Origin of the sequence: Rathayibacter sp. AY1C6 (assembly GCF_002931535.1) — a bacterium.
In the GTDB taxonomy this organism is placed as follows: Bacteria; Actinomycetota; Actinomycetes; order Actinomycetales; family Microbacteriaceae; genus Rathayibacter.
In genome coordinates, this window is record NZ_PSWC01000011.1 from 27,268 (window position 1) to 46,166 (window position 18,899).

The window sequence follows — 18,899 nt, forward strand, 5'->3', positions numbered from 1 at the left end:
CGGTCGGTGCGCTCGCCCCGGAGACGGATGCTCTTGCGCGGGGGAGGGGATGGCCCTAATGTGCAACCACATGGTTGTACGAATGGACGCCGACATCGACCTGCTCTTCCGGGCGCTGGCCGACAGCACCCGCCGCGACATCGTCGCCCGGGTGCTGGTCGGCGAGCAGTCCGTCTCCGCACTCGCGGCGCGCTACGAGATGTCGTTCGCGGCGGTGCAGAAGCACGTGGCCGTCCTCGAGCGGGCGGCACTCGTCCGCAAGCGGAGGAGGGGGCGGGAGCAGCTGGTGCAGGGCGAGGTCGCCGCAGTGCGGCGGGCGTCGCGCCTGCTCGACGCCTACGAGCAGCTGTGGGCGGGGAGGATCGACCGCATGTCGGACCTCCTCGACGAGGAGTGACACCCGCGAGCCGACCGGCGCGCGGGATCTGCTGGAGGGAGAGGCGCGATGAGCGTGCTGCAGTCCGTGAAGGACATCGAGGAACTGACCCTGACGGTGACCGCCGAGTTCGACGCGGGGATCGAGCGCGTCTGGCTCCTCTGGACGGATCCGCGCCGCCTCGAGCGCTGGTGGGGGCCGCCGACCTGGCCGGCGACCTTCGAGCGGCACGAGCCGGTCGAGGGCGGACGGAGCGCCTACGTCATGACGGGACCGGACGGCGAGCAGGCGCGCGGCTGGTGGCGCGTGACCCGGGTGGAGGAGCCGACGCGGTTCGAGTTCGAGGACGGCTTCGCCGACGAGCGCAGCGACCCGGTCGACGCGCTGGGGATCACCCGGGCCACGGTCACCCTCGACGAGATCGAGCCGGGGCGCACGCGGATGGTCCTCAGCAGCCGTTTCGAGTCGGTCGAGCAGCTCGAGCAGATGGTCCAGATGGGCATGGAGGAGGGACTCCGCCAGGCGATGGGGCAGATCGACGCGATCCTGCTCGAGGACTGAGTCGGCGCCGTCGCCCCGGAGGCCTCGGCGCTCGCCGCGCCGAGCCTCCGGGCGGAGGAGCCGTCCGCGCTACTGCTCGGGGTCGGTGAGGGCGGCGGCGTAGGCGCGGACGGAGCGCTGGTACCGGGGGAGCACCGGAGCCAGCGCCTCCAGCGCGATCCGCAGGGCCTCGTCGACGCGCCCCGCGCTGTGCAGGGCGAGCGCGAGGAACACCTCCCGCGCGGAGCCCACCGCGGGGTGCGCAGCGGCGCCGGCGAGGAGGTCGATCGCCTCATCGGTGCGGCCGAGGTTCCGGAGGGTCGAGGCGTACTGGATCGTCAACCGCGCCCGCCGCTCGTCATCCAGGCCGGCTGCGAGGGCGCGCTCGTACTCGACCGCCGCCTCCGCCTCGTGTCCCGCGCTGTCGAGGGCGCCGCCCAGCTCGAAAGCGGCGACTCCGTCGTGTCCCGGATAGCGGGCTGCGAGGACGCGCATCCGCTCGACGACGCCGTCCGGGTCGTCCTGAGCGTCGAGGCGCTCGACCGCCGCGAGCCAGAGGGCGAGCGCGTCGGTCTCGGGGCGGTCGGGGTCGGAGGCGCGTGTCTCGATCACGCCTCCGACGCTACCGCGCCCGCACAGTGCGGGGAGCGGGGCTACGAGGCGGTCGAGTCGGCGCCGTCGTCGTCCGACCCGCCGTCGTCGGAGCCGGAGGTGCCCGCTCCGACCGGCGAGGCGCGTCGGCCGGCCTCGATCAGGGCGGTCGACGCAGCCGCTCCGCCGATCAGGGCGAACAGCGCCCAGCCGGCTCCCCACTTGCGCTTGCCGATCAGGGCGTCGAACGAGAGCGCGCCGGGGCCGTCCGCGACGATCGCGGCCGTCGCCGCGACGAGGACGGCGTTGTACTCCCACCCGCCGCCCGCGTTCCACAGGCCGTTGCTCCAGTGCACCTTGCGCACGGCGGTGACCATCGTGGCGACGAGTCCGGCGGCGGCGAGCGGAGTCGCGGCGCCGAGGGCGAGAGCGGCGCCTCCGGCCGTCTCGGTCACCGCTGCGGCGACGGCGTTGCGCCGGGCCGGGTGCATCTCCAGGCTCGACATCATCTGCTCGGTGCCGTCGAGGCCGGGGCCGTCGAACGAGCCCCGCAGCTTCTGCAGACCGTGTCCGACGAAGAGCCCGCCGACGGCGAGACGGAGAACGAGTGAGCCGACCTTCATGGTGACCTCCGGGGTGGGGTGGGGACGTGTAGTGCGAGGGTCCCGGCTGCGCCGCGCCCGGTCAAGGGGTCGCGCCCGGTGAGCGGGCCGCGCAGGAGGCGTGCGCGCTCGGCGAGGGCTCAGAGCAGCGTGTAGGCGGACGCGTCCATCATCACGGTGCCGTCGGTGCACACCTGGAGCTCGGCGGGGGCGCGGACCGCGCCGTCCGGGGCGTCGAGGACCTCGGCGACGAGGTACGCGGAGGTCCCGACCGCGCAGCCGTAGGCGCCGGGGGAGTGCCAGGCGACCCGGACGTCCGCCCGGGCGCCGGGGACGAGGATCACGGGAGCATCGGGGTTCGGGCCGGACGCGTCAGCGACCGCGCTGATCCGGTTCCCGTCGGCGTCGGTCGCGTAGACGCCGGGGATGCCCGCGAGAGCGCAGTCCGAGGAGGAGGTGCTGGTGAGCACGAGGTCGAAGGCGCTGTTCCCGGCACCCGACGCGTCGGGGTCGGGGCGGTACTCCATCGTCAGGTCGGAGCCCGTGCAGCGCGCCGCCGCCGGATCCGCGGCGGGAGAACCGGTCGACGAGGGCTCGGGGGTCGCCGTGACCGTCACGGTCACGGTGGGAGTCGGCGTCGGAGCGGGAGTCGGCGAAGACGTCGGGGTCCTGGTCGGCGTCGGCAGCGACGTCCGCGCGGACGGGGCTCCGCCGCTGCCCGCGCAGCCGGAGAGGACGAGGACGAGTGCTGCTGCTGCCAGCGCGGAGGCGCCGGTCCGGTGCGAGAACGTGCTCATGTCCGCAGTCTGCCACCGCCCGGACCGAACGGCCCCGCGGATCCGCGAGCATGCTCGGAGATCCCGGACAGGGAGGCGCAGGACGGGTGCGGCGGGCGTCCGGAGGTGCCCCCTCCTCGCGCCCGCCGCACCGGGGTCGGCGCTAGACGCGGACGACCATCTTCCCGGTGTTGCCGCCGCGCATCATCAAGAGGAACGCGTCCACGGCGTGGTCGATGCCGTCGACGACGGTCTCGTCGTAGGCGATCTCTCCGTCGGCGAACCAGCCGGCCATCAGCCGGTTGAACTCCGGCGCGTGGTCGAGGTAGCCGGACAGCGTGAATCCGCGCAGCGTGAGACCTCGGGTGATGATGTTCGCCATGTTGTCGGGGCCGGGCGTCTTCTCGGTGCTGTTGTAGCCGGCGATCGCTCCGCAGAGCGCCGCGCGGCCGCCGTCGCGGAAGGCGTCGAGGGCCGCCTCGAGGTGGTCGCCGCCGACGTTGTCGAAGTACACGTCGATCCCGTCGGGCGCGGCCTCGGCCAGCTGCTCGCGGACCGGGCCGGAGTGGTAGTCGAAGGCGGCGTCGTAGCCGTACTTCTCGGTCAGCAGGGCGACCTTCTCGGCCGAACCCGCGGATCCGACGACCCGCTCGGCTCCGAGGAGGCGCGCGATCTGGCCGGCGGCCGAGCCGACGGCTCCCGCGGCGCCCGAGACGAAGACGGTGTCGCCCTCCTTCATGCCCGCGATGGCGGTGAGCCCGACGTACGCGGTGAGTCCGGTCATCCCGAGGATGCCGAGGCGGAGCGAGAGCGGCACTCCGGGGATCTCGGGGACGACGCGGAACTGCGACGATTCGGCCTGCACGACGTCGCGCCAGCCGAGCTGGTGCAGGACCGCGCTGCCGACGGGGAACGCGGGGTCGTCGGAGACGGTCACCCGGCCGACGGCACCGCCGGTCATGGTCTCGCCGAGGGCGAAGGGCGGGGTGTAGCTCTTCACGTCGTTCATGCGGCCGCGCATGTAGGGGTCGACCGAGAGGAAGGCGTTCTCGACGCGGATCTCGCCCGCGGCCGGATCGCCGTACTCGACGGTCGCGGTCCGGAAGTCCTCGGCGACGGGCCAGCCGTCGGGGCGGCGGACGAGCTGGATCTGGGTGCTGGTGACGGTGCTCATAGGACCTTTCGTGGTGGTGGAGCGGAGGGGATCAGAGTGCGAGGCCGACGGCGAGAGCGATCACCGCGAGCAGACCCGGGGTCATCTGGGTCAGCGCGGCGCGGCGCTTGGTCGGAGCGGAGAGGAGCAGGACGAGTGCTGCGGCGACCATCGATCCGGCGCCGACGAACACGAGGGCCGCGCCGACGGCGGTGGCGCCGATCGCGACGGCGACGATGCCCGCCACGGTGACGACGGCGAGGAAGAGGTTGTAGAAGCCCTGGTTGTAGGCCATTTCCTTCGTCGCCTCCGCCTCGCCGGCGGTCGTGCCGAACGTCGATCGGGCGCGCGAGGTCGTCCAGAGGACCGACTCGAGCACGAAGATGTAGACGTGCAGCGCCGCGGCGAGAGCGGCGAGCACCAGTCCGAGAACGATCACGGCGGGCCTCCAGGCGATGGTCGTGATGCGGAGGGCTCCGCACCGATTGTGTAACGACCAGTCCACAATATACTGGAGCGAGCGGTCCGCGCCAGTGCGGCGCCGCAGCTGTCACCCCTCAGGAGGAGCACCGTGGGTCGCACGCAGGGCTTCGACACCGAGCAGGTCGTCCGCGCCGCCCGCGCCGTCTTCTGGGAGAGCGGCTTCGAGGAGGCGTCGCTCCCGGACCTGGAGTCCGCGACCGGACTGCGCCGCTCCAGCCTCTACCACGCCTTCGGCAGCAAGCGCGGGCTCTTCGACACTGCCGTGCAGAGCTACCTCGACGAGGTGGTGCGGCCCCGGCTCGCCCCGCTCGTCGATCCGCGAGGGGCGTCGCCGACCGCGCTCGAGGAGTACTTCACCGGGCTGCGGGCGGCGCTCGCCGACTCCCGCACGCTCTCCGCGAGGAGCGGCTGCCTGCTGCTCAACGCCGCGGGCGCGCCGATCGCGCGCGACGACGCCGTGCGCGAGGTGATCGCCGACTACCGGGCCGAGCTGCTGGGCGCACTGCGCGCCGGAGCGCTGGCCCGCTGGCCCCACGCGCAGGCGTGGGCGTCGGCTCAGGCGGACGTCCTCGTGTCGCTCCTGGTGGCCGCGCTCGTGCTGGCCCGCGTCGATCCGGCGCAGTCGCTCGCCACCGTGGACGCCGCGCTCGCGCTCGTCCGATCCTCCGCGCCCTGACGGCCGTCGCGACGAACGCCGGAGCACCGCTCTCGCGCCGGGCCCGCCCTCGCACCCGGCGCGCCGGGTCGGCCCGCACAGCACGACGCCCCCGTGCGCCTCGCGTCCCGGTGGGACGGATGCGCGCGGGGGCGTCGGACGGGCGGGGTCAGTCGGTGCCGGCGTCGAACGCCGCACCCTCCGAGGCCAGGTCGGTGGCGCGTCCGAGCGCATCGGCCGCTGCGGACCCGCCGCCCTCGGTGATCGCGTCGGCCTCGCCGATCTCGAGCTCGCCGACGAGCTCGGCGGTCGGACCGCCGACGAGGCCGGCGGCCGCGTACTGCTCGAGCCGCGAGCGGGAGTCGGCGATGTCGAGGTTGCGCATCGTGAGCTGCCCGATGCGGTCCTCGGGGCCGAAGGCGGCGTCGCCGACCCGCTCCATCGAGAGCTTGTCGGGGTGGTAGCTCAGCGCGGGGCCGGTCGTGTCGAGGATCGTGTAGTCGTCGCCGCGGCGCAGTCGCAGGGTGACCTCCCCGGAGACGGCCGAGCCGACCCAGCGCTGGATGGACTCGCGCAGCATCAGCGACTGCGGGTCGAGCCAGCGGCCCTCGTACATCAGGCGGCCGAGACGGCGGCCCTCCGAGTGGTACTGGGCGACGGTGTCCTCGTTGTGGATCGCGTTCAGCAGGCGCTCGTAGGCGATGTGCAGCAGCGCCATGCCGGGGGCCTCGTAGATGCCGCGGCTCTTGGCCTCGATGATCCGGTTCTCGATCTGGTCCGAGACGCCGAGCCCGTGGCGTCCGCCGATCGCGTTCGCCTCGAGCACGAGCGCGACGGCGTCCGAGAACTCGACGCCGTTCAGCGCGACGGGACGGCCGGCCTCGAAGCGCACCGAGACGACCTCGGAGGCGATCTCGACCTCGTCGCGCCACGACGCGACCCCCATGATCGGCTCGACGAGCTCGAGGCCGCTGGAGAGCTCCTCGAGGCGCTTGGCCTCGTGGGTGGCGCCCCAGATGTTGGCGTCGGTCGAGTAGGCCTTCTCGGTGGCGTCGCGGTAGGGGAAGCCGCGGGCGACCAGCCACTCCGACATCTCGGTGCGGCCGCCGAGCTCGTTGACGAACTGCACGTCGAGCCAGGGCTTGTAGATGCGCAGGCGGGGGTTGGCGAGCAGGCCGTAGCGGTAGAACCGCTCGATGTCGTTGCCCTTGTAGGTCGAGCCGTCGCCCCAGATGTCGACGCCGTCCTCGCGCATGGCGCGGACGAGGAGGGTGCCGGTCACGGCGCGGCCGAGGGGGGTGGTGTTGAAGTAGGTCTTGCCGCCGGAGCGGATGTGGAAGGCGCCGCACTGCAGGGCGACGAGCCCCTCCTCGACCAGCGCGCTCTTCGCGTCGACGAGGCGCGAGATCTCGGCGCCGTACTGGGCCGCGCGGGACGGGACGCTCTCGATGTCGGGCTCGTCGTACTGGCCGATGTCGGCCGTGTACGTGCAGGGCACCGCGCCCTTCTCGCGCATCCAGGCGACGGCGACGGATGTGTCGAGGCCTCCCGAGAATGCGATTCCGACACGCTCGCCCACGGGCAGACTGCTCAACACTTTCGACATGCCTCCGATTTTAGGAGGAACGGGGACCTCCTCCGTGCCGCGGGAGGTCCGAGCCGCCTCCCGGGGCGCCCGCGCGGGGTGCGCTCCGGCCGTGGGAGCACGTCCTCCGTCGATCCGCGTCGATCGCCGACAACCCCGACCGGGGCGCGCGAGCCGGCCGGAGGCTCCGTGGTCCGGAGGCGGCGCCCGCGCAGCCGGCGCGGATCGCCCGCTCCGGCTGAGTAGTTCCGCGCGGCCCCGATGGACGGCCGTGGCGAGCGCGTGCCAGGCTCCGCTCGACCCCGGCTTCCGCCGCCGCCGCCTCCGAAAGGGCTCTCCGTGCCACGACCTCCTCATCGCCTCGCGGCGATGGCCCTCGCCTGCCTGCTCGCCGCGGGCGGTTCCGCCGCTCTGGCGCCGTCCGCCCTCGCGACGCAGACCGTCGCCGAGACTCCGACCGCCTTCGTCCCGGGGGAGACTCCGCCCGCAGAGGCGCGCGGATCGCAGACCTACACGTACGCCCTCCTCGGCGGCGACTCGCTCGACGCGGGGGAGCGCATCTTCTCGAACGGAGACTCCGCGAGCTTCGAGATGCAGGCGGACGGCAACGCCGTGATCTACGACGCCGGGCGCCGCCCCGTTTGGAGCACCAGGACCCAGGGCTCCGGAGCGACCACGGTGCGGATGCAGGAGGACGGCAACCTCGTCGTCGTGACCGGCTCCGGCACGCCCGTCTGGGCGTCCGGGACCGCGGGAGAGACCGGCGCGCTCGCCCTCATCCAGGACGACGGGCAGCTCGTGCTCGTCCGCCCGAACGGGGACGCGGCCTGGTCCTCGGCCGACGAGCAGGAGCCCGAGCCGGAGCCGATCGCCGACGTCCTCGACAGCGGGCGCGAGCTCTCTCCGGGACAGCAGCTGACCGCCTCCGACGGCCGCTCGCGCGCCGCGATGCAGAGCGACGGCAATTTTGTCGTCTACGTGGACGGATCGCCGCGCTGGAGCTCCGCCACCTCCGGAGCGGGCAACCGCCTCGCGATGCAGACCGACGGGAACGCGGTGGTCTCGGCCCCCGGGTCCGGCGTGCGCTGGCAGGCGGGAACGCCCGGGAACCCGGGCGCGCGGATGCGGATGCAGAACGACGGCAACCTGGTGATCACCGCCGCCTCCGGACGGCCGCTCTGGGCGAGCTCGACCTCGCGCGCGCCTGAGATCCGCGACGTCCTCTCCTCCGGCTCGCGGCTCAGCCGGGGACAGCAGCTCACCTCGCCGGACGGCCGGTCGCGCGCCTCCCTGCAGGGCGACGGCAATCTCGCGGTCTACTCGCGGGGGGACGTCCGCTGGGGCGCCGGCACCCAGGGCGAGGGCGAGACGCTCTCGATGCAGTCCGACGGCAACGCCGTGGTCACCTCCGCCTCGGGCCGACCCCTGTGGGCCTCGGGTACGGCGGGCAACCCGGGATCCCGCCTGCAGATGCAGAACGACGGCAACCTGGTCGTCTACTCCGCCTCGGGCCGCGCGCTGTGGGCGAGCGACACTCCTCCGGCGCCGCCCGCGCCCGCCGTCCGGGACACCCTCTCCTCCGGGAGCCGGCTCGCGTCCGGACAGATGCTGCGCTCCTCCGACGGAGGGAGCGAGGCGGTCATGCAGGGCGACGGCAACCTCGTCGTCTACTCGCGCGGCTCGGCCCGCTGGGCGGCCGGCACGTCCGGAGGCGGCAACCGGCTCGAGATGCAGTCCGACGGCAACGCCGTGGTCTACGCGGGCTCCGGCGGAGCGCGCTGGCAGTCCGGCACGGCGGGCAGCCCGGGCTCCTGGATGGTCATGCAGAACGACGGCAACCTGGTGATCTACTCGCCGCAGGGCCGCGCACTCTGGGCGAGCACGCAGGCCGCGGCGCCGGCGCCGGGTCCGCGACCGAATGGGCCGATCAGGACGTGCCGGTCATTCTCGAACTGGGCAGAAGCGAACGCCTGGTTCCAGACCTACGCCAACGCCGGCAACCTGGATGGGGACGGGGACGGCGTCCCCTGTCAGGATCTTCCAGGCGCACCCCGCCGGAACTGACCCGTGCCCATCGAGAGGGCGGGAGTTCCGAGTCTCTCCTTTCCTCCTCTGTGGCGGTCGGGGCCGGTCGGTGCACCGGCCGCTCCCGCGCCGCCGGGCGACCCGGCATGCTGGGGCAGGACTCCGCCGACGACGCGGATCGGAAGGACGCCATGACCCCGACGACCCCCTCCAGCCGCGAGAGCCTGCTGGTCACCCCTGACGAGCTCGCCGAGCTCATGGCCTCCACCGAGCCGCCGCTCGTCCTCGACGTGCGCTGGCGCCTCGACCGGCCCGACGGCCGCCCGGAGTACCTCGCGGGCCACCTGCCCGGCGCGGTGCACGTCGACCTCGATCACGAGCTGGCCGCCCACGGCGAGCCGGAGGAGGGGCGCCACCCGCTGCCTCCGATCGAGGTGCTGCAGGAGGCGGCGCGCGGCTGGGGGCTCCGCCGGGGCCGGTCCGTCGTCGTGTACGACGACGCGCAGAGCGTCCCGGCCGCGCGGGCCTGGTGGCTGCTGCGGGCGACGGGAGTGGAGGACGTCCGCCTGCTCGACGGGTCGCTCGCCGGCTGGATCCGCTCGGGGCGGGAGCTCGAGACGGGCGACGTCCCGCGCGAGCGGGGCGACGTCGAGCTGGCCTACGGTCGGCTCCCGGTGCTGGACATCGACGAGGCGGCGGCGCTGCCCTCGGCGGGCGTCCTGCTCGACGCCCGAGCCCCTGAGCGGTACCGCGGCGAGGTCGAGCCGATCGACCCGCGGGCGGGCCGCATCCCCGGCGCTCGGAACGCTCCGGCGTCCGCGGCGCTCGACTCCGAGGGGCGGTTCCGGCCCGCCTCCGACCTGCGCGCGGGATTCGAGGCGCTCGGCGTGCGGGAGGACGCCCCCGTCGGCGTGTACTGCGGCAGCGGCGTCTCGGCCGCGGTCGACGTCGTCGCGCTCACGCTCGCGGGCTTCGCGCCGGCGCTCTACCCGGGCTCCTGGTCGCAGTGGTCGAGCACGCCGGGCCGGACGGTGGCGACCGGGTCGGAGGCCTGAAGCGCCTTCTTCGGATCGCGCGCGGAGCTCAGCTCAGGCGCGAGTGCTCGCCGAGGTGGTGCCAGGTGCGGTTGTGGTAGACGAGCGGCGCCGTGGTCTCGGAGTCCTCGGGCACGTGGGCCTCGAGGGCGTGCACGGCGACGATCGTCGACGATCCCGCCTCCATTCGGTTGATCACCGTGCCGCGGATCCAGGCGGCGGCGCCCGGGAAGAACGGCTCGCCCGTGGGCAGCCGCGACCAGAGCGACGTGTCGGCGAAGCGGTCGATGCCGCTGGTCGAGCCCAGACGCGCCAGGTCGAGCTGCTCCGCCCCGAGCAGGTGCACGACCAGCGTCTCGGACGCCTGGATGGCCGGAGAGCTGGACGAGGCGGACGAGAGCGAGAAGACGAACAGCGGCGGCTCGGCGCTCACCGAGAAGACGGAGGTCGCGGTCAGGGCGACCGGGCCGGTGCCCGGGTCGGCGGTGATCAGCGCGACTCCGGCGGCGTGGTTGCGGAACGCGAGCTTGAAGTCCTCCGGGGAGAGTCCGGCGAAGGCGCGGTGCTCCGGCTCGCGGTCCGGGGTGGTGGCGAGGTTCTCGCGGCTCATCGGAGACTCCTGATCGATCGAGGGTGCGGCACGGGGTGGTGGCCCGCCGTCGCGCCGCAGCACGGCTCCTCCAGACTGGCGCCCAGGCCGGGGGAGGGCCGCCCCATTGCGGAGTATGACGCCGCCACCTCGGGGAACGCCGATCCGCCGCTCCCTGTTCCCGATCACGCCGGATCGGGTGCGCGTCGTCGGCGCCGGCGTCCGCGCACCCGTCGCTCGCCCTCAGCGCAACCCGTTCCCGCGGCCGCGGTCTGCGCGCACACTCGAGGGCATGGCCCACCGTCAGCGCACGTCCACCGCGCATCCCGAGAGCAAGACCTGCGCCTCCTGCGGTCGCGAGATCGAGTGGCGCGCGAAGTGGGCGCGCGACTGGGAGGACGTCCGCTACTGCTCGGACGCCTGCCGCCGTCGCGGAGTCGGACCGGAGGAGGCGCGCCTCGAGGAGGAGATCCGCACCGTCCTGCTCGCGCGAGCGGCGGCGTCGACGGCGTGCCCGTCCGAGGTCGCGCGCCGGGTCGGCGGCGAGGAGTGGCGGCCGCTGATGGAGCCCGTGCGCCGGGCCGCGCGCCGCCTGGTCGACCGGGGCGAGATCGACATCGTGCAGGGCGGACAGGTCGTCGACCCCTCGCGGGCGAAGGGCCCGATCCGGCTGCGGCGGCGCCCCGGCGGACCCCTGTCGCCGGGCGGCGCCGCGGGCTAGCCTCAGCAGATGCCCAGCAGCGACGCCGTCGTCCTCACCGTCCCCGGACCGCACGGCGACCGGGAGGTGCGGATCTCGAGCCCTGAGCGAGTGCTCTTCCCGGAGCCGGGCATCACCAAGCGCGAGGTCGCGGAGTACCTGATCGCCGTCGGCGAGCCGTTCGTCGCGGCGAACGGCGGCCGCCCCGTCTCGCTGCAGCGCTTCTCCTCCGGGATCGAGGGCGAGCAGTTCTTCTCGAAGAACCCGCCCAAGGGCGCGCCCGAGTACGTCCGGTCCGTCCCGGTGACGTACCCGAGCGGGCGGGTGCATCCGGAGCTCGTGATCGACGAGCCCGCGGCCGCCGTCTGGGCGGCGCAGATGAACACCGTCGTCTTCCACCCGTGGGCGTCCCGCGCCGATGCGCCCGACCTGCCCGACCAGCTCCGGATCGACCTCGACCCGCAGCCCGGCACCGACGTCGCCGACGCGGTCGTCGCCGCGCACGCGCTGCGGGAGGTCCTGCGGGAGGCCGGCCTCGACCCGTTCGTGAAGACGTCCGGCAACCGTGGCCTGCACGTCTTCGCGCCGATCGTCGCCGAGCACGAGTTCCTCGACGTCCGCCACGCGGTGATCGCCGCGGCGCGCGAGCTGGAGCGGCGGATGCCCGGGCAGGTCACGACGGCGTGGTGGAAGGAGGAGCGCGGCGAGCGGATCTTCGTCGACTTCAACCAGGCCAACCGCGACCGGACGATCGCCGGTGCCTACAGCCCGCGGTCGCTCGCGCACGCTCCCGTCTCCACTCCGCTGGACTGGGACGAGCTCGACGGCGTCGACCCGCGGGCCTTCACGATCCGCACGGTCCCGGCGCGCCTCGCCGAGCGCGGTGATCCGTGGGCCCGGATGCACGACGCCCCCGGCCGCCTCGACGCCCTGCTCGGCTGGTGGGAGCGCGATGTCGCCGCCGGCCTCGGCGAGCTGCCGTTCCCGCCCGACTTCCCCAAGATGCCGGGCGAGCCGCCCCGCGTGCAGCCCAGCCGCGCGAAGAAGGCCTAGCCGAGGACGTCGCCGAGGTCGTACGCGGTCGGCTGCTCCAGCTGCTCCATGGTGCAGGAGGCGGCGTCGCGGTCCGGGCGCCAGCGCTCGAACTGCACGGTGTGCCGGAAGCGGTCGCCCTCGCGCTGGTCGTAGCGGACCTCGAGCACGAGCTCGGGACGCAGGCGCACGAAGGAGGTGTCGCGGCCGATCGAGAACCGGCTCCGCTCGCCCTCGCCGCGCACCGGTGCTCCCTCCGCGTCGCGCTCGACCGCGGGTGCGAGCTCCTCCAGCAGCTGCACGCGACGCTCGTCGCTGAAGGCCGAGGCCCCGCCGACCTGGCGGACCTCTCCGTCGTCGCCGTGCAGGCCGAGCAGGATCGAGCCCACGCGCGGCTTGGAGGCGTGCTCGCGGTACCCGATCGCGATCACGTCGGCCGTGCGGTGGTGCTTGACCTTGAGCACGGCGCGCTTCCCGGGGGAGTAGGGCGCGGCCAGGGGCTTCGCCACGACGCCGTCCAGTCCTGCGCCCTCGAAGCGCTCCAGCCAGTCGCGCGCCAGGGCCTCGTCGTCGGTGGCGCGGCCGAGGTGCAGCGGATGCGGGACGCCGGCCATCACCGCGGCGAGCGCCTCCCGCCGCGCCGAGTACGGCTCCTCGAGCATGCTGCGCCCGTCCACGGCGAGCAGGTCGAAGGCGACGAGCATTGCCGGGGTGGTCTCCGCCAGCATCCTCACGCGGCTCGCGGCCGGATGGATGCGCTGCGAGAGCAGGTCCCAGTCGAGCCGCTGCGCTCCCGGCTCGCCGGTCGCCAGGACGATCTCGCCGTCGAGCACGCAGCCGTCGGGGAGCAGCCGGAGGAAGGCCTCGACGAGCTCGGGGAAGTACCGGGTCAGCGGCTTGGAGCCGCGGCTCCCGATCTCGCACTCCCCGCCGGAGACCGAGACGATCGCGCGGAACCCGTCCCACTTCGGCTCGTAGGAGTATCCGCCAGCGACGGCGGTCTGCTCCGGCACCGCAGGAACGGCCTTGGCGAGCATCGGGGCGACGGGGAGCGCGAACGGGAGGTCCATGCCCTGATCATCCCGGCCGCGGTCTCGGACCGCACCCCCTTCCGGAAGGCTGTGGACCGGGACGTTCCAGGCCCGCCGCGGAGGTTCGAGGCGTAGCGTTCCCGGCATGAGCATTGACTGGAAGCGCTGGACGCCCGTCGCCGTCGTCCCCGCGGTCGTCGTCGCCGCGGCCGTCGCCCTCCCCCTCTCGGCGAGCGCCGCGGGGGACCTCCCCGAGAAGTCCGCCGCCGACCTCCTCGCCTTCGTCGCCGAGAGCGACGCCACGGCGTTCTCCGGCGAGATCCAGCAGACCTCGGACCTCGGCCTGCCCGACCTCTCGGCGCTCGGCGGCTCCGCCGGCTCGGCGTCCGCCGACCCCGCCGACTCCCTCGTCGAGCTCGCCACCGGCTCGCACCAGGCGCGCGTGTACGTCGACGCCGAGAAGGGCGTGCGCCTCCAGGTGCTCGACCGGCTCGCCGAGCGCGACGTCGTCGCCTCGACGACCGACGGAGTCTGGATCTACGACTCGAGCGCGAACACCGCCACCCACCTCGTGCCTCCCGCGGGCGGAGCCCCCGAGGCCTCGCCGGGCGATCAGGTCGTCACGCCGTCGTCCGCCGCCGAGCAGCTGCTCGCCGCGATCGACCCGACGACCACGGTCGCGGTCGGTTCGGACGTCAGCGTCGCCGGGCGCGACGCGTACGAGCTCGTGCTCACGCCCCGCGACGGCGGCACCCTCGTGGGCTCCGTGACCGTCTCGGTCGACGGCGAGACGGGTCTCCCGCTCGGAGTGGCCGTGACCGCCCGCGGGGGCACCGCGCCCGCGTTCAGCGTCGCGTACACGAGCATCGACTTCTCGACGCCCGATGCGTCCCTCTTCTCCTTCACGCCCCCGGCCGGCGCCGAGGTGACGGAGCAGGCCGCTCCGGTCGACGACGAGGCGGACGCCTCCGACGCGCCCGCCGCGGGCACGGCCGAGCACTCCGACGTCGTCACCACGGGGTCCGGCTGGACGAGCGTCGTCGAGCTGCCCGCCGGTGACGCCGACGCGCTCTCCTCGCTCGACGCGGTCACCACGCCGGTCGACGGCGGCCGCGTCCTCTCCTCCGCCCTGCTGACCGTTCTCGTCACCGACGACGGACGCGTCCTCGCCGGCGCGGTCCCGGCCGAGACGCTCCGCGACGCGGCCTCCGCTCGGTGACGGCGGGCGAGCTCGCAGTCGAGACGCGGGGCCTCACCAAGCGCTTCGGGCGCCAGGAGGCGGTCTCCGGTCTCGACCTCGCCGTTCCCCGCGGCGCCGTCTTCGGCTTCCTCGGCCCGAACGGCTCGGGCAAGACCACGACGATCCGGATGCTGCTCGCCCTCGCCGCGCCGACCGCGGGCAGCATCACCGTCCTCGGGCAGGCCATGCCCCGGCGCGCGGCCGAGGTCCTGCCCCGGGTGGGGGCGCTGGTCGAGGGGCCGGGCTTCTACCCGTTCCTCTCCGGAGCGGCCAACCTCCGGCGCTTCGACGCCGCGGAGGCGGGCACCTCGTCCCGCACCCGCGACACCCGCGCGAAGGAGGCCCTCGCCCGCGTCGGCCTCTCGGCCGCGGCGCGCAAGAAGGTCGGCTCCTACTCCCTGGGCATGAAGCAGCGGCTCGGCATCGCGGTCGCCCTGCTCTCGCCGCGCGACCTGATCGTGCTGGACGAGCCCACGAACGGCCTCGACCCGCAGGGCACCCGCGAGGTCCGCGCTCTCGTGCGCGGACTGAACCAGGACGGCACGACCGTCCTCGTCTCCAGCCACCTCCTGGCCGAGATCGAGCAGCTCTGCACCCACGCCGCCATCATGCGCACCGGGCGCCTCGTCGCCCAGGGCGGGCTCGACGAGCTGCGCGGGGACGCCGCCTCGGTCGAGCTGCTGACGCCCGACCGCGAGCGCGCGATCGTGGCTCTGCACACCCGGGGTCTGGAGCCGCGCACCGCGCCGGGCCCGCACCCCGCCGATCCGCCGCTGGTCGTCGCCGCTCTGCCGCCCGGGCTCGCGGCCGAGACGCTGGTGGCCGACCTCGTGCGGGCCGACGTCCGCGTCCGCGGGTTCGCCGTCCGCCGCCCCTCGCTCGAGGAGCGCTTCGTCGAGCTGACCGGGGAGGGCTTCGATGTCGAGCGCTGACGCGACCGTCCGCCGCGCGGGGATCGGGTCCCTGCTCGCCTCCGAGCTCGCCCTGCTCTTCCGCCGGCGCCGCACCTGGGCGCTGCTCGCGGCCCTGGCCGCCATCCCGATCCTGCTCGCCGTCGCGGTGCGGCTCTCGGGCGGCGACGGAGGCGGGCCCTCCTTCGTGGGCGCGATCGCCGGCAACGGCCTCTTCACCGGCTTCGCGGCCATCACGGTCGCCGTCCCGCTGTTCCTCCCGCTCACGGTCGGGGTCGTCGCCGGCGACGCGATCGCGGGCGAGGCCTCGCTCGGGACGCTGCGCTACCTGCTGGTCAGCCCCGTCGGCCGCGTGCGGCTGCTCGCGGTGAAGTTCGCCGCCTCCCTCGCCTTCTGCCTCGCCGCAGCACTCACCGTCATGGTGGTCGGGATCCTGATCGGCCTGGCGCTCTTCCCGGCGGGACCGGTGACGCTGCTCTCCGGCAGCACCGTCCCGCTCGCCGACGCGATCGGCCGGGCCCTGGCGATCGCCGTGTACGCGGCGCTCTCGCTGGTCGGGCTCTCGGCGATCGGCCTCTTCATCTCGACGCTGACCGATGTGCCGGTCGGCGCCATGGCGGCCACCGTCGTCGTCTCCATCGCGGCGCAGATCGTCGGCTCGCTCTCGCAGCTGGACGCCCTCCACCCGTTCCTGCTGACCGACCGGTGGTTCGACTTCGCCGACCTCCTGCGCGACCCGATCGCGTGGAGCTCCTTCGGCGAGAACGCGCTGCTCCAGCTCGCCTACGTCGCCGTGTTCGGGTCCCTCGCGATCGGCCGCTTCACCACCCGCGACATCCTCTCCTGATCCTGGGACGACGGAGGCCGCCCTCCCGCACTGCGGTGGGGGCGGCCTCCGATGTCGACGGGGTCAGTCCTGGGGAGCGATCCCGAAGCTGACGGAGCCGCCCTCGTCCACCTGCGCGTCGAGGACCTTGTCGCCGAGAGCGACGGAGGCGGCGACGTCGAGGAACACGCGCGCGCCGTCCTGCTCCACGACGGCGTCCGTCGTCTCGGGGGCCGCGGCGACCGCGACAGCGAAGTTGCGGGCGTCGAGATCGGTGCCGCTGATGCGCAGGCCTCCCTCGACGGGGGTCTCGGTCTGCCCGGTGATGGTCTTGACGACGGTGCTGGCGTTGTCGGTGAGCGTGAGCATCGGGTCGTTCCTTCCGTCCGTGGTCGATGAGGGGGCCACGTTGCCGGGATCCGGCGGCACCCTCAAGGCGGCGGAGCGGATGTGGAGGGGATGCACACCTGGACGGCCCGGGGAGTCGCGGCGCTCGCCGGAGCCGCGCCGGGCCGGGGGCGCCGCATCGCCTGCCACACTGGCCGGATGCACCCCGCCGACTCCTGCCCCTGCGGAAGCCGCCGCCACTACGCCGACTGCTGCCGCCCCGCCCACATCGGCGAGGAGCCCTCGCCGACGGCGGAGCGCCTGATGCGCAGCCGCTACAGCGCGAACGTCCTCGGCAGCGCTCCCTACCTGCTCGCGAGCTGGCACCCCTCGACCCGGCCGCGCCGCATCGACCTCGATCCCGACGTGCAGTGGCGCCGGCTCCAGATCGTCGACACCTCGTTCGGCGGGGAGGGCGACGAGGAGGGCCTGGTCGAGTTCCGCGCCTCCTACCGCTCGCCCGCCGGCCCCGGCCTCGTGCACGAGCGCAGCCGCTTCCTGCGCGAGGACGGTCGCTGGCTCTACGTCGACGGCGAGATGCTCGGCGACGAGGCCTGATCCGTCCGGGCCGTCCTACTCTGGAGGCATGGCCAAGGACTTCCGCCGGGCGGACGACGCGTCGCGCTACGAGCTCCACCTCGACGGCGCCCTGGTGGGCGTCCTCGACTACCGCGAGGCGCCCGGCAGCGTCTCCCTCGTCCGCTCCTTCACGACCCCGCCCTTCCGCGGCCGTGGGCTCGCCGGGGAGCTGGTCTCCTTCGCCGTCGCCGACATCGAGGCCGCCGGCGGGCGGAGCGTCGTGCCGATGTGCTGGTACGTCGGGCAGTGGTTCGAGCAGCACCCCGAGAAGGCGCACCTCCTCGCTCCCTCCTGAGCCGCTCGCTCACTCGCGGACCGCGGGCTCCACTCCGGCCAGGTCCGGGCCGAGGCCGATGTCGACCAGGCGCAGACGGCCCGCGTAGGAGTCGCCCGGAGGCAGCAGCAGACCGGCCTTGATCGCGCCGAAGGCGACCGTCACATCGGCGCGCAGCACGGTGGGATCGGGGACCGACCCGTCGTCGGGATGGATTCCGCTCGGCAGGTCGACCGCGACGACCACCGGGCGCTCGGCCCGCCGCTCCAGCGCGTCGAGCACCGCCTCGACGACGACGCGCGGCCGTCCCCGCAGCGCGGGCTCCGTCGCTCCGATGCCGAGGATCCCGTCGACCAGGACATCCGCCCGCGCCACCGCCGCGGCGAGGCCGGGCGCGTCGTCGGCCGGCACCTGCCCGCAGCCCTCGTCGAGCGCCACGGCGAGGCCCCGGCGGTGCACCCGCTCGGCCGTGAGGACGAGGACGACGTCGGTTCCGGAGGAGGAGAGCTCGGCGGCCGCGTAGAGCGCGTCACCGCCGTTGTCGCCCGGACCGACCAGGACGAGCACCGAGGCCGGACGGGAGCGGTCGGAGCGCCCGGCGAGCACGAGACGCAGCTCGCGGGCGAGGCCGTCGGCGGCGCGCTGCATCAGCGGCTCCCGCCGGGCCAGGTGCGGAGCCTCGGCGGCGCGCACCTGCGCGGACGTGTATCCCTCGACCATGCGCTCCACTGTGCGCGCGGCGCTGCGGGCGTGCAACCCCGTCAGCTCTCCTGCACCGCCCGGTCCGACTCCTCGACGATCGCCCGCATCGCGGCCTCCGCAGCGTCCGCGTCGCCCGAGGCGACGGCGGCGGCCACCGCCCGGTGCAGCCGCACCGCGGTGGAGTCGGCCTCGCGCGGCATGAGCGCATTGCGGGTGCGGCCGGCGAGGACCTCGGCGACCAGATCGCCCAGCTGCGCGAGCATCCGGTTGCCGGACGCGGCCAGGAGGGAGCGGTGGAAGGCGGTGTCGGCGGCGAGGTAGGCGGACTGGTCGGCTGCGCGGGAGTGGGTGGAGAGGGCGTCGCCCGCCTCCGTGAGCGCCCGCCGCTGCTCCTCGGTCGCGTTCGCCGCGGCGAGCCGGGCGGCGAGCGGCTCCACCCCGAGTCGGAGCTCGCTGAGCTGGTGCAACTGGCGCCGCCGGTCCGGGCCGTCCAGTCCCCACGCGACGACCCGCGTGTCCAGGGCGTTCCAGCACTCCGGAGGCTGGACCCGCGTCCCCGCGCGGCGGCGGGACGTCACGAGCCCGAGCGTCTCGAGGACGCGCACCGCCTCCCGCATCACCGAGCGGGAGACCCCGCGCCGTTCCGCACGCTCGTCGGCGCTGAAGGTGGTGCCCGGCGCGAGCTCGCCGCGCACGATCTGCGAGCCGAGCTCGTCCAGCACCGAGTGGTGCAGCGAGGGCGTCGGCGCGGGCATGCGGTCATCCTGCCATCGCCGGAGTCGCGCCCCGGCCGATCTTCGGGCATGAT

At 74.3% G+C, this 18,899-nt stretch carries 23 protein-coding genes; 12 read left to right on the forward strand and 11 right to left on the reverse strand.

Annotation, left to right across the window (positions count from 1 at the left end):
• Positions 1 to 70 precede the first annotated feature (70 nt).
• Positions 71 to 397 carry a metalloregulator ArsR/SmtB family transcription factor gene (locus C5D36_RS08555; RefSeq protein ID WP_104222609.1) on the forward strand — a complete coding sequence of 109 codons (327 nt, stop codon included), beginning with the start codon at positions 71 to 73 and terminating at the stop codon, positions 395 to 397.
• Between the two features lie 48 nt (positions 398 to 445).
• Positions 446 to 937 (forward strand): SRPBCC domain-containing protein, encoded by a 492-nt coding sequence (locus C5D36_RS08560; RefSeq protein WP_104295621.1) that lies wholly within the window; start codon positions 446 to 448, stop codon positions 935 to 937.
• A 69-nt stretch (positions 938 to 1,006) separates the two neighbouring features.
• On the opposite strand, the gene C5D36_RS08565 is transcribed toward C5D36_RS08560, so the two are convergent.
• From C5D36_RS08565 to C5D36_RS08585, 5 genes are all read right to left on the reverse strand, one after another.
• A complete protein-coding gene (locus C5D36_RS08565) occupies positions 1,007 to 1,528 on the reverse strand; it encodes a tetratricopeptide repeat protein (RefSeq protein ID WP_258062897.1) in 522 nt (173 codons plus the stop codon).
• Positions 1,529 to 1,569: 41 nt separating this feature from the next.
• Positions 1,570 to 2,130 carry a DoxX family protein gene (locus C5D36_RS08570; RefSeq protein WP_104295622.1) on the reverse strand — a complete coding sequence of 187 codons (561 nt, stop codon included), beginning with the start codon at positions 2,128 to 2,130 and terminating at the stop codon, positions 1,570 to 1,572.
• Between the two features lie 119 nt (positions 2,131 to 2,249).
• Positions 2,250 to 2,906 (reverse strand): DUF4232 domain-containing protein, encoded by a 657-nt coding sequence (locus C5D36_RS08575; protein ID WP_104295623.1) that lies wholly within the window; start codon positions 2,904 to 2,906, stop codon positions 2,250 to 2,252.
• A 142-nt stretch (positions 2,907 to 3,048) separates the two neighbouring features.
• Positions 3,049 to 4,059, reverse strand: a complete 1,011-nt coding sequence (locus C5D36_RS08580; protein ID WP_104295624.1) for an NADP-dependent oxidoreductase — start codon at positions 4,057 to 4,059, stop codon at positions 3,049 to 3,051.
• A gap of 31 nt (positions 4,060 to 4,090) precedes the next feature.
• Positions 4,091 to 4,477, reverse strand: a complete 387-nt coding sequence (locus tag C5D36_RS08585) for a DUF1304 domain-containing protein (protein WP_104295625.1) — start codon at positions 4,475 to 4,477, stop codon at positions 4,091 to 4,093.
• Positions 4,478 to 4,609: 132 nt separating this feature from the next.
• On the opposite strand from C5D36_RS08585, the gene C5D36_RS08590 reads away from it, so the two are divergent.
• On the forward strand, positions 4,610 to 5,197 hold the full coding sequence (locus C5D36_RS08590; protein WP_104295626.1) for a TetR/AcrR family transcriptional regulator: 588 nt from the start codon (positions 4,610 to 4,612) through the stop codon (positions 5,195 to 5,197).
• A 148-nt stretch (positions 5,198 to 5,345) separates the two neighbouring features.
• On the opposite strand, the gene argG is transcribed toward C5D36_RS08590, so the two are convergent.
• Complete coding sequence (gene argG, locus C5D36_RS08595) at positions 5,346 to 6,782, reverse strand: argininosuccinate synthase (protein WP_104222545.1); 1,437 nt, start codon at positions 6,780 to 6,782, stop codon at positions 5,346 to 5,348.
• A 348-nt stretch (positions 6,783 to 7,130) separates the two neighbouring features.
• Here argG and C5D36_RS08600 point away from each other — a divergent pair, with 348 nt between their 5' ends.
• Both C5D36_RS08600 and C5D36_RS08605 read left to right on the forward strand, forming a co-directional pair.
• Positions 7,131 to 8,825, forward strand: a complete 1,695-nt coding sequence (locus C5D36_RS08600; protein ID WP_181072823.1) for a hypothetical protein — start codon at positions 7,131 to 7,133, stop codon at positions 8,823 to 8,825.
• Between the two features lie 152 nt (positions 8,826 to 8,977).
• Positions 8,978 to 9,841 carry a sulfurtransferase gene (locus C5D36_RS08605; RefSeq protein ID WP_104295650.1) on the forward strand — a complete coding sequence of 288 codons (864 nt, stop codon included), beginning with the start codon at positions 8,978 to 8,980 and terminating at the stop codon, positions 9,839 to 9,841.
• Positions 9,842 to 9,869: 28 nt separating this feature from the next.
• On the opposite strand, the gene C5D36_RS08610 is transcribed toward C5D36_RS08605, so the two are convergent.
• Positions 9,870 to 10,430: a flavin reductase family protein gene (locus C5D36_RS08610; RefSeq protein ID WP_104222547.1), complete on the reverse strand. Its 561-nt coding sequence runs from the start codon at positions 10,428 to 10,430 to the stop codon at positions 9,870 to 9,872.
• A 271-nt stretch (positions 10,431 to 10,701) separates the two neighbouring features.
• Between C5D36_RS08610 and C5D36_RS08615 the strand changes: the two genes are divergently transcribed.
• Positions 10,702 to 11,130 (forward strand): DUF2256 and DUF3253 domain-containing protein, encoded by a 429-nt coding sequence (locus tag C5D36_RS08615; RefSeq protein WP_104295628.1) that lies wholly within the window; start codon positions 10,702 to 10,704, stop codon positions 11,128 to 11,130.
• Positions 11,131 to 11,139: 9 nt separating this feature from the next.
• Complete coding sequence (gene ligD / locus C5D36_RS08620) at positions 11,140 to 12,162, forward strand: non-homologous end-joining DNA ligase (protein ID WP_181072825.1); 1,023 nt, start codon at positions 11,140 to 11,142, stop codon at positions 12,160 to 12,162.
• Here ligD and C5D36_RS08625 read toward each other — a convergent pair.
• Entirely contained in the window at positions 12,159 to 13,211 is a 1,053-nt protein-coding gene (locus tag C5D36_RS08625; protein WP_104295629.1) for an ATP-dependent DNA ligase, read from the reverse strand. The two genes, ligD and C5D36_RS08625, sit on opposite strands and share 4 nt — an antisense overlap.
• A gap of 106 nt (positions 13,212 to 13,317) precedes the next feature.
• Between C5D36_RS08625 and C5D36_RS08630 the strand changes: the two genes are divergently transcribed.
• From C5D36_RS08630 to C5D36_RS08640, 3 genes are read left to right on the forward strand one after another with little or no spacing between them, the layout of a single operon-like run.
• Positions 13,318 to 14,391: a DUF2092 domain-containing protein gene (locus C5D36_RS08630; RefSeq protein WP_104295630.1), complete on the forward strand. Its 1,074-nt coding sequence runs from the start codon at positions 13,318 to 13,320 to the stop codon at positions 14,389 to 14,391.
• Positions 14,388 to 15,344, forward strand: a complete 957-nt coding sequence (locus C5D36_RS08635) for an ABC transporter ATP-binding protein (protein WP_104295631.1) — start codon at positions 14,388 to 14,390, stop codon at positions 15,342 to 15,344. Before C5D36_RS08630 ends, C5D36_RS08635 begins: the two co-directional genes overlap by 4 nt.
• Positions 15,331 to 16,170, forward strand: a complete 840-nt coding sequence (locus C5D36_RS08640) for an ABC transporter permease (RefSeq protein WP_104255477.1) — start codon at positions 15,331 to 15,333, stop codon at positions 16,168 to 16,170. Before C5D36_RS08635 ends, C5D36_RS08640 begins: the two co-directional genes overlap by 14 nt.
• Before the next feature lie 63 nt (positions 16,171 to 16,233).
• Here the strand turns inward: C5D36_RS08640 and C5D36_RS08645 are convergent, their stop codons facing one another.
• Positions 16,234 to 16,518 (reverse strand): hypothetical protein, encoded by a 285-nt coding sequence (locus C5D36_RS08645; RefSeq protein WP_104222553.1) that lies wholly within the window; start codon positions 16,516 to 16,518, stop codon positions 16,234 to 16,236.
• 177 nt (positions 16,519 to 16,695) lie between these two features.
• Here C5D36_RS08645 and C5D36_RS08650 point away from each other — a divergent pair, with 177 nt between their 5' ends.
• Positions 16,696 to 17,094 carry a YchJ family protein gene (locus C5D36_RS08650; protein WP_104292480.1) on the forward strand — a complete coding sequence of 133 codons (399 nt, stop codon included), beginning with the start codon at positions 16,696 to 16,698 and terminating at the stop codon, positions 17,092 to 17,094.
• Positions 17,095 to 17,122: 28 nt separating this feature from the next.
• On the forward strand, positions 17,123 to 17,410 hold the full coding sequence (locus C5D36_RS08655; RefSeq protein ID WP_104225396.1) for a GNAT family N-acetyltransferase: 288 nt from the start codon (positions 17,123 to 17,125) through the stop codon (positions 17,408 to 17,410).
• A 9-nt stretch (positions 17,411 to 17,419) separates the two neighbouring features.
• Here C5D36_RS08655 and C5D36_RS08660 read toward each other — a convergent pair whose 3' ends face one another.
• Both C5D36_RS08660 and C5D36_RS08665 read right to left on the reverse strand, forming a co-directional pair.
• Positions 17,420 to 18,109, reverse strand: a complete 690-nt coding sequence (locus tag C5D36_RS08660; RefSeq protein ID WP_104225395.1) for an NAD(P)H-hydrate epimerase — start codon at positions 18,107 to 18,109, stop codon at positions 17,420 to 17,422.
• A gap of 41 nt (positions 18,110 to 18,150) precedes the next feature.
• Positions 18,151 to 18,846 (reverse strand): FadR/GntR family transcriptional regulator, encoded by a 696-nt coding sequence (locus tag C5D36_RS08665; RefSeq protein ID WP_104225394.1) that lies wholly within the window; start codon positions 18,844 to 18,846, stop codon positions 18,151 to 18,153.
• Positions 18,847 to 18,899: the final 53 nt, after the last annotated feature.